The 8,451-nt window shown below is 74.1% G+C and carries 10 protein-coding genes; 1 reads left to right on the top strand and 9 read right to left on the bottom strand.

The window, feature by feature from the left end; genetic code table 11:
- Positions 1-493: 493 nt before the first annotated feature.
- The 3 genes from ACWEF6_RS29810 to ACWEF6_RS29800 are packed head-to-tail and all read right to left on the bottom strand — an operon-like array spanning position 494 to position 2,628.
- Positions 494-823: an antibiotic biosynthesis monooxygenase family protein gene (locus ACWEF6_RS29810; RefSeq protein ID WP_449685969.1), complete on the bottom strand. Its 330-nt coding sequence runs from the start codon at positions 821-823 to the stop codon at positions 494-496.
- Between the two features lie 45 nt (positions 824-868).
- Positions 869-1,762: a serine hydrolase gene (locus tag ACWEF6_RS29805; protein ID WP_449685968.1), complete on the bottom strand. Its 894-nt coding sequence runs from the start codon at positions 1,760-1,762 to the stop codon at positions 869-871.
- The gene (locus tag ACWEF6_RS29800; RefSeq protein ID WP_449685967.1) at positions 1,759-2,628 is read right to left on the bottom strand and encodes a LysR family transcriptional regulator; all 870 of its coding nucleotides are present in this window, start codon (positions 2,626-2,628) and stop codon (positions 1,759-1,761) included. The genes ACWEF6_RS29805 and ACWEF6_RS29800 overlap by 4 nt, the downstream gene beginning before the upstream one ends.
- 109 nt (positions 2,629-2,737) lie before the next feature.
- On the opposite strand from ACWEF6_RS29800, the gene bla reads away from it, so the two are divergent.
- Positions 2,738-3,658, top strand: a complete 921-nt coding sequence (gene bla / locus ACWEF6_RS29795; RefSeq protein WP_449685966.1) for a class A beta-lactamase — start codon at positions 2,738-2,740, stop codon at positions 3,656-3,658.
- Here the strand turns inward: bla and ACWEF6_RS29790 are convergent.
- The 6 genes from ACWEF6_RS29790 to ACWEF6_RS29765 all read right to left on the bottom strand — a co-directional run bounded on the left by ACWEF6_RS29790 (position 3,655) and on the right by ACWEF6_RS29765 (position 8,401).
- Positions 3,655-4,278: an NAD(P)H-dependent oxidoreductase gene (locus ACWEF6_RS29790; protein WP_449685965.1), complete on the bottom strand. Its 624-nt coding sequence runs from the start codon at positions 4,276-4,278 to the stop codon at positions 3,655-3,657. The two genes, bla and ACWEF6_RS29790, sit on opposite strands and share 4 nt — an antisense overlap.
- A gap of 45 nt (positions 4,279-4,323) precedes the next feature.
- Positions 4,324-4,572: a hypothetical protein gene (locus ACWEF6_RS29785; RefSeq protein WP_449685964.1), complete on the bottom strand. Its 249-nt coding sequence runs from the start codon at positions 4,570-4,572 to the stop codon at positions 4,324-4,326.
- Between the two features lie 85 nt (positions 4,573-4,657).
- A complete protein-coding gene (locus tag ACWEF6_RS29780) occupies positions 4,658-5,917 on the bottom strand; it encodes a PucR family transcriptional regulator (RefSeq protein WP_449685963.1) in 1,260 nt (419 codons plus the stop codon).
- A 29-nt stretch (positions 5,918-5,946) separates the two neighbouring features.
- Positions 5,947-6,609 carry an alpha/beta fold hydrolase gene (locus ACWEF6_RS29775; protein ID WP_449685962.1) on the bottom strand — a complete coding sequence of 221 codons (663 nt, stop codon included), beginning with the start codon at positions 6,607-6,609 and terminating at the stop codon, positions 5,947-5,949.
- Between the two features lie 14 nt (positions 6,610-6,623).
- Positions 6,624-7,715, bottom strand: a complete 1,092-nt coding sequence (locus tag ACWEF6_RS29770; RefSeq protein ID WP_449685961.1) for an FAD-dependent oxidoreductase — start codon at positions 7,713-7,715, stop codon at positions 6,624-6,626.
- Positions 7,712-8,401, bottom strand: a complete 690-nt coding sequence (locus tag ACWEF6_RS29765; RefSeq protein WP_449685960.1) for a TetR/AcrR family transcriptional regulator C-terminal domain-containing protein — start codon at positions 8,399-8,401, stop codon at positions 7,712-7,714. The genes ACWEF6_RS29770 and ACWEF6_RS29765 overlap by 4 nt, the downstream gene beginning before the upstream one ends.
- Positions 8,402-8,451 lie beyond the last annotated feature (50 nt).

Here is an 8,451-nt window from a genome sequence, read left to right as displayed (position 1 = left end):
ACCGAAGCCGGGGTGCGCGGGCCGGGGCCGGGGCGGGGTGAGGTGACTTCGCGCCAAGCGATCAGGCGGAACCACAGCCCCGTCGCGGCGGAGCGACCGAAGCCGGGGTGCGCGGGCCGGGGCCGGGGCGGGGTGAGGTGACTTCGCGCCAAGCGATCAGGCGGAACCACAGCCCCGTCGCGGCGGAGCGGCAGGCCCAGGGTGCGCGCGGGCCGGGGTCGGGTGCGCATGGCCGGAGCCGGGATGCGCAGGGCCGGGGTGCGCGTGGCCAGGCCCGGGGTCCGCGAGCCGGAGCCGGGGGCCGGTGCGGGGTGAGTTCGCGCCGGCCGCTCGGGCTGGAAGCATTGGCCGGCCCCGGTTCCGCGGGTTCGGTGCGCGATTCGTTCGTGAGCGCGCGAGTTGCCGCCAAGCCGACCGAGGCGGAGGGCCGAACCAGCCCCAGGCCACTTCGCGCCGCGGCGGGGGGTGCCAGCCACGGCGCAGGGCCGCGTCCCTACTCGCGCTCGAAGCCGTAAGCGCGCTCCACCCGGGCCACCTCGATGTGGTACCCCGCGTACCACTGCTCCCGTCCCCGGCGCTGAGCCTCCAAATGCTCCGGGTGCTGCTTCCACGCCGCAATCGACTCGGCGTCGCGGTAGTACAGCACCGTCAGCTCGCGGCCTTCCGGGTCCGTGCGGGACTCGCGGCCGAGGTAGCCCGGGTGGGCTCGGCCCAGCTCGCCCATGCGGGCGTCCGTCTCCGGGTAACCGTCCAACTTGGCCGGGTCCAGCTCGCTCGTGATGATCACCGCGTAGTACGGCGGCTCGGGTCTGGTGAACGACACCGTCGGAGCCTAGGGTCGCGATCCCCGGCGCCCCAACCGGTTTTCTCAGCGCAGCGCGTCGCGCAACGTCCGGGCCACGCGGGCCATCAGGACCTCCGCCTCCGGCTGGAGGACCGCCGGCACCCTCGACTCCGTCAGGGCCACCACCGCGAACACCCCTCCGTCCGCGTGCTCGACAACGCCCATCTCGTGCCTCAGGTTCAGCAGCGTTCCCGTTTTCGACGACCAGCGGGCCGCGTCGGAGGCGAAGTCGGGGGTCAAGCGGTGGCGGATCATGTTGTTCGCCATCAGCTCGCGGACGCCCGCCGCCACCGAGGGGTCGATCTTCGACGGCCGCCACAGCGCCTCCAGCAACGAAACCAGCGCCCGGGCCGAGGCCGAATTCGCGCGGGTGACGTCGAGCTGCGGGAGGCGGTGGCCCTGGCCCGCCGTCGACGCGCCGATCGCCAGTGCGTGGGCCAGGTGTGCCTCGCCCTCTTCGAAGCGCTCGGCCGGCGTCTCCACCAGGTCGCGCATCACGTGGCGCACCGCGATCCCGGGCAGGCCCCACTCCCCCAGCATCCGCGTGACCTCCGCCGGCGGCGTCAGTCCGAACAGGACGTCCGCGGCCGTCCCGTCGCTCAGGGACGTGCTCAGGTACACCAGGTCACCGACCGCCACGCGGGCCGGGTGGCGGAAGCGGGTCAAGCCGATCGGGCCCGGGGTCGTGACGCCGCCGGGCGGGACCTCCAGCTGGGTGGCCGCGTCGAGCTCGCCGCGGCGGATGCGGTCGAGGGTGGCCGCCGCCAGCGGGACCTTGACCAGGGAGGCGATCGGGTACTCGCGGTCGGGGTCGAGGCCGATTTCGGCACCCGTGCGCAGGTCGCGGACCAGGAACGAGCCGCGCAGGCCGCCGTCGGCCAGGGCCGTGCGCAGGTCGCGGAGCAGGGCCGCGGTCACCGGGTCGCTCCGAGGCACTGGCCGACCGCCGCACGCAACGTCGTCCGGAGCCGGTCCGCGTCCTCGGACAGCGGTGCTGCGACGTCGAAGCCGCGCGCGAGGTCCAGCTCGCCGATCGGGCGCCAGGTCAGGCCCAGGTCCTCCGCTTGGGCCGGCGAGCACAACAGCAGGTCCTGCGACGCGAACACCTCCGCGGCCGCCGACGTCAGCGCCTCGGCCACCGCCACCTGAGCCGGGGACAGCCCCACCGCGTCCCGCACCCGCAGCACCCGGTCCCGGACGTGCGGGACGTCGTCCTCCGGCTGGATCCAGACGCGCCGCCGCACGCCCGCCGCCCGGCCCGGCCGCAGCGTCTCCAGGTGCACGACCCGGCTCGGCATCGCCCCGACCCCCGCCACGCCCAGCGGCACCGACCAGACGGCTTCCTCGGCCGGGACGGCGGTGAGCGCGGCCCGCACCTCGCTCGTCCGGACGAGCGCGGCCCGCTCCCCCGGCCCGGCCTCGCGGAACTCCAGGTGGATCTCCAGGGCCCTGGCTTCGGCGGCGAGAGCGGCGAGCTCCCGCACCCCGCACGTCGCCGGCACGGCCACCCGCACCGGCCGCAGCCGGGCGCGCTGCGCGTCGTGTTCCATCTCCTCGGCCAGCTGCACGAGCCGCCGCGCGGAGGGCAGCACGTCCCAGCCGAACGGCGTCAGCCGCGCCCGGCGGGTCGAGCGGTCGAAGAGCCGCTCCCCGAAATGCCGTTCGAGCGCGGCGATGCGCCGGCTCGCGACCGGCTGCGGGATCCGCGCGAGGGCCGCGCCCGCCGTGAAACTCCCCGTCTCGCTCACGCTCACGAACGCCCTGCAGCCGCCGACCAGGTCCACGACCACACCTTATGCCAGATCGGCATCGAACCGCGCACTTCCGTCTTGGACAGCATTGACGATCGTCGCGAGACTGCGAGGACGATCAAGAAACCGGAAGGATGTCTTCGTGCCGTTCCCCCGAGCCCGGCAGGCCGCGCTCGCCGCCCTGCTCCTCGTTCCGCTGACCGCCTGCACCGCGGAACCGCCGAAAACACCGAACGCGCCGGAAGCGACGCCGACCCAAGCCACGACACAGCCCGCGGCACCGCAACCGGACTTCGCCCCGCTCGAACGCAGCTTCGACGCCCGCCTCGGCGTGTACGCCCTCGACACCGGCTCCGGCCGCGAGATCGCCCACCGCGCCGACGAGCGCTTCGGCTACGCCTCGACGCACAAGGCGTTCTCCGCCGCCGCAGTGCTCCAGCGCACCAGCATGGCCGACCTCGCGAAGGTGCTGACCTACCGCCGGGCCGACCTGCAGGAGAACTCCCCGGTCACCGAAAAGCACGTCGACACCGGCATTCCGCTGCGCGACGCGATCGACGCGGCGTTGCGCTACAGCGACAACACCGCCGCCAACCTGCTGTTCCAGCAGCTCGGCGGGCCGCCGGGACTCGCCGCCGCGCTGCGCGCGATCGGCGACACGACGACCCACGTCGACCGGACCGAACCCGCGCTCAACGACCTCGCCCCGGGCGACGTCCGCGACACCAGCACCCCGCGCGCGATGGCCGGCAGCCTGCGCACCTTCGCCCTCGGCGACGCGCTGCCGCCGGAGAAGCGGGCCCTGTACACGGACATGATGCGCGCCAACCAGACCGGCGCGACGGTGATCCGGGCGGGCACGCCGGCCGGCTGGGCCGTCGCCGACAAGACCGGCACCGGCGAATACGCCACGCGCAACGACATCGCGGTCGTCTGGCCGCCGGGGCGGGCGCCGATCGTCCTGGCGATCATGTCCAGCCGCCAGGCCGAGGACGCCGACCACGACGACCGGTTCATCGCGCAGGCGGCGAAGCTGACGCTCGACGCCCTGAAGGCGAACTAACCGAAGAGCCGCAGCACTTCCGAGGAGACGTCGTCGAGCCACACCGCCCGCTGCGCGGCGTCGGCGTCGGCCACCACCCGCAGCACCAGCCGCCGCACCTCCGGCTCCCCGAGGTAGGGCGCGAGGCAGCGCCGCCAGATCGCGTCCAGGGGGTCGCCGAACAGCGTCCGCTCGCGCTCCTCCGGGGTGTCGGAGGTGTTGACCACCAGCAGCCGCCGCAGGGACAGCAGCGACTCGGGTGCACCGCCTGCGTCGTCGAGGCGGTAGGCCACGCCGGGGACGAGGATCCGGTCGAGCCAGCCGCCGAGGATCGCGGGCGGCTTGCCCCACCAGTTGGGGTGGATCGCGACGAGCCCGCCGGCCTCGGCGAGTTCCGAGCGGTGCCGCCGCACCAGCGGGTCCGGTTCGGCCGCGAGGAACTCCTCCGCCCGGGACCCGCTGGTGTAGGCCTCTTCCGCGGTCAGGACCGGGTCGAAGCCTTCGGCGTACAGGTCGTGGAACCACACCGGCACCCCGGCCCGCTCCAGCGCGTCGACCACTCGTGCGGCGAGTGCGTGGTTGAAGCTGCCCGGCCGGGGATGGGCCAGCAGGACCACCACCGGCTTCGCGTCGATCACCATGATCGCGCCATCCTGCCATGGCGCACCGCGGGTTCCGCGGAGAGTTCAGCCCGCGTTGGCCAGCAAGCCCGGCCCGGCCGGCGCGCTGCTCACCAGGCACCGGTGGCACGGCATCCCTCGCAGCCCGTCCAGCACCTCGGCTTCCCCGGGGAAGATCGACTCCCCGCACAACGCCGTCAGCTGCTCGGGCACCGGGCCGGACGGAACGGGGATCAGGTGACAGACGCGTCTGCTCTCGCCGACGACGCCTCGGCGTAGCCGCACCAGTGCGAGCATCCCACCGTTATCACCCATGTGAGCACGGTAAGCGACGAACGGCGCAACGGCTTCGTGCCGTCGGCCCAACGATCTTGGGCACCGGTGGTCCCGGACACCAAAGTCACGCCGGGGACAGCACCGCCGAGCCCAGGCGGCGGCACAGGGCCAGCGCCAGCTCGACGTCCAGCCGCGACTCGCCGAGGCCGCGGGGCAGCAGCTCCTGGGCCTTGCGGACGCGGTACTGCACCGAATTCTTGTGCATGGTCAGTTCCGCGGCCGCCGCCGTGTAGCTGCCGCCCGTGCTCAGGAACACCTGGAGCGTCTCGCGCAGGCGGCCGCAGTTCTCGTCGTCGGCGGCCAGCGGGCCGAGGCTGCTCGCGACCCACAGGCGGGCGGCGTTCAGGTCGCTCGTCATCAGCGCCACCGTGCCGACCTCGCGGAAGGTCAGCACGCGGTCGCAGTGCTCCCCCGCCGCCAGCGCCAGCGCGTGCACCCGGCGGGCCTGCTGGTGGGTGTCGCGGAAACCGGCGACCCCGGTGCCGGGATCGCCGACGGTCACCCGGACCCCGGCTTCGGCGAGCGCCGCGTCGAGGTGCTCGCGGCCGACCGTCGCGCCCGGGGCGAGCGGGAGCCACACCCAGGCGCTGGCCTCGTCCCGCGGGACGAACAGCGGACGGCCTTGCCCGCCGACGCGCTCGGACACCGCGCCCGCGACCGATTCCAGCAACGACAGCGCGTCGTCGACCAGGGCCGCCGACGCGTGCCAGACGATCATGCCCACGTGCGTGCCGCGCAGGCGGTAGCCGATCAGCGCCTCGGCCGCGTCGACGTCGGGCGGGCCGCCGTTGCCGTCGAGCAGGTCCGCCACCTTCGCGGCCCGCGCGGCACTGCGGTTGAGCAGCCAGCGGTCGCGTTCGTCCTGGTAGACGGCGACGAGGTGGCGGACGACCCGGGTGATGAACTCGTAGGCGACCCGCAGCAGCCGGCGCATCATGGCCCCGAGCAGGGCCGCGTCGTCGACGAGCCGGGTGCACTCCTGGAACCCGAAGTCGAGCATCGCGGCCTGCCCGAGGTCGTAGGCGCGGATCAGGTCGAACACCGGCGTGCCGCGCTGGGCCAGCCGCCGCGCGTACTCGATCGCCGCGGCCGGCGGCTCGACACCCGCCGGGTCGATGCCGTGCCGGAAGATCTGCAGCGCCGTTTCGATGTTCTGGTACACGCTCGACGACAGCAGGCTCACCATGCGCTCGTCGTCGTTGACCAGGTGCGGCAGGTCGGCGGCGTACAGCTGGACCAGCTCGCCGGTCAGTTCGCCCGCGCGGTCGGCGAGGGTGGCGGCGATCTGCCGGATGCGGTCCGAGACGACTTCTTCGTCCACCATGGAGCCACCTTAGGGGGTGGCGCTTCAAACTAGCCGAGGAACTCGTCGATCAAGTCGAACGTCCGGTCCGGAGCCTGCAGCGCCGGCTGGTGCCCGGCGCCCGCCACCACCTCGAACCGCGCGTCGGCGAACCCCGCCGCATACGCCTTGCCGAACGCCGGCGGGACGACGACGTCGTCTTCGCCCCAGATCAGCAGGGCCGGGACGCGGACCCGCGCGAGCCGGCGCAGCAGCTTCGGATCGGCGAGGCCCGGGCCGGCGTAGGCCCGCATCGCGGCCAGATCGGCCGGGTCCGGTCCGGGCGCGCCGGGCGGCGGCTGCGGCAGGCGCACCGGGTGCCCCTCGATCTCCGGGCCGATCGCGTCGAGCAGGACGAGCCGGCCGAGGCGCCGGCCACGGTCCCGCACGGCCAGTTCGGCCGCGACCCAGCCGCCGAACGAACTGCCCACCACGACGACGTCCTCGAGGCCTTCGTCGTCCAGGAGGTCGAGGTAGGCCAGGGCGAGGTCGTCGACGCCGGTGAACGCGTCCGGCCGCGGGGTGCCCGACCAGCCCGGGTGCGTGGGCGCCAGCACCCGGGCGCGCAGCGCGAAGTGCTCGACGATCGGGGTGACGCTGCGTGGTCCGGCGCCGCCGTGGAGGACGAGCACGGCACGGTCGCCGCCGCCGGTGTCGACGAGGTCGAATTCCATGGGTTTTCCTTCCGTCAGTGTTGTGCGGCGAAGCGCGTCATCTGCTCGACCATCGCGTCGGGCGCGCCGGCGGCGAAGCAGGCTTCGAGGTTGTCCGCCGAAGCCCGCGCGGCTTCTTCGGCGCGGGGGAACAGCGCGGCTTCGTAGGCCGAGAGAGCGCTTTCGACGTCGTCGTGACCGGCCAGCGCGAGGGCCAGCTCGGTGGCGTCCAGCATGGCGAGGTTCGCGCCCTCGCCGGCGAACGGCGACATGACGTGCGCGGCGTCGCCGAGCAGGGTCACGCCCGGCACCCGTGACCAGCGGTGGCCGACCGGCAGGGCGTGGATCGGCCGCGGGATCAGGGGTTCTTCGCTGTCCGCGACCAGGGCCCGCAGCTCCGGGGCGAAGTCGGCGAAGACGTCGAGGAGCCGGCTCCGGTCGGCGAACCCGGCGGCGTCCTCGGCCCGGACCGCGGCGTACACCCGGATGCGACCGCCGCCGGTGCGCTGGGCGATCAGCCCCTTCCCTTCGGCGAGCGCGAACATCGAGCCCGGCCCGACCAGCGCCGCCACGGCCGGGTGCCGATCGTCCACATCGGACAAGCGGGCTTCCACGAAGGACAGTCCGGAATGGTGGGGCACGGCATCCGAAAGCACCGGCCGAACCTTTGACCAGGCGCCGTCCGCGCCGACCACCAGGTCCGCTTCGACGACCTCGCCGGTGGCCAGGGTGAGCCGCCCCGGCGACACCGCGGCCACCTTGGCACCCCAGCGGACGACGCCGTCGGGCAGCGACCCGGCCAGGATCCGCTTGAGCTCGCCGCGATCGACCTCCGGCCGCGTCCCGTCGCCACCGGTTTCCTCGAACCGGACCGTGCCGTGCCGGTCGAGGATGCGCAGTGCCTCGCCCTCCTCGCGGACGACGGCGCGGAACTCCGCCGTCAGCCCGGCCTCGGCCAGCGCCCGCTGACCGGATTCCTCGTGCAGGTCGAGGGTGCCGCCCTGGTCGCGGGCGGCCGGTGCCGCTTCGAGTTCGTAGACGGCCGAAGGGATTTCTCGCATGTGCAGGATCCGGGCCAGCGTGAGGCCGCCGAGGCCGCCGCCGGCGATCGCGATCGACGGCGTCATCGGGCCTCCCCGGAGCCGGGGCGCGGGGTGGCGAGCGCGCCGTTCAGCAGCGCGTCGAACGCCCACCTCGCGCGGGCGGGGCCGGGGCCGGACACCAGGTCGGTGGCCAGCGCGGCGATGTGCGGGTGCGTCCCCGGCGAGACGCCGGCCAGGGACTCGGTCATCACCTCGTGTTCGCGGGCGGCGCCGGGCCGCTCCCGGCGGCTGCCGTGTTCGACGGCCGTCGCGGTGGCGGTGAGCAGCAGGACGTCGACCGCCCAGGCGGCCTGCCCCGGCGCCATGCCGCCCTCGTCGAGCAGGGCCAGCACCGCCTCGACGAGGGCCAGGTAGTGCGGGCCGCTCAGCCGGGTCACCAGCGCGACCCGGGCCAGGCTCGGGTGCGCGAACAGCACCGACCGGTAGGAGTCCAGCACCGCCCACAGGCGTTCGCGCCAGTCCCCTTCGCCGGCCAGGGCGACCTCGGCGAGCAGCTCGTCGAGCACCGCGGCGTGCAGCTCCTCGGTGTCCTTCACGTAGACGTAGAGCGAGGCGGCACCGGTGTCGAGCTCCTTGGCGAGCCGGCGCATGGTGACGCGCTCGACGCCTTCGGCGCGCATGACCGCGACGGCGGCCGCCACGATCCCCTCGCGCGTCAACGCGGGCTTCGCCGGACGCTCCCGGCGATTGTACGTGCTTCCCGGTGTCATGCCGCCACTGTAGCGAACATGTTCGTTGCGAGCACGTTCGCGACGAACAT

It is taken from the genome of Amycolatopsis sp. NPDC004772, from assembly GCF_053601215.1.
This window is presented reverse-complemented; position numbering and strand designations above follow the sequence as displayed.

Excerpts from the sequence above, each read along its gene's own strand:
- ACWEF6_RS29790 (WP_449685965.1), bottom strand. The coding sequence starts at position 4,278 with ATGGTGATCGACGCGAAGCCGGTGGTGGTCCTGCTGGCCCATCCCCGG.
- ACWEF6_RS29785 (WP_449685964.1), bottom strand. The coding sequence starts at position 4,572 with ATGGGTGATAACGGTGGGATGCTCGCACTGGTGCGGCTACGCCGAGGC.
- ACWEF6_RS29780 (WP_449685963.1), bottom strand. The coding sequence starts at position 5,917 with ATGGTGGACGAAGAAGTCGTCTCGGACCGCATCCGGCAGATCGCCGCC.
- ACWEF6_RS29775 (WP_449685962.1), bottom strand. The coding sequence starts at position 6,609 with ATGGAATTCGACCTCGTCGACACCGGCGGCGGCGACCGTGCCGTGCTC.
- ACWEF6_RS29770 (WP_449685961.1), bottom strand. The coding sequence starts at position 7,715 with ATGACGCCGTCGATCGCGATCGCCGGCGGCGGCCTCGGCGGCCTCACG.
- ACWEF6_RS29765 (WP_449685960.1), bottom strand. The coding sequence starts at position 8,401 with ATGACACCGGGAAGCACGTACAATCGCCGGGAGCGTCCGGCGAAGCCC.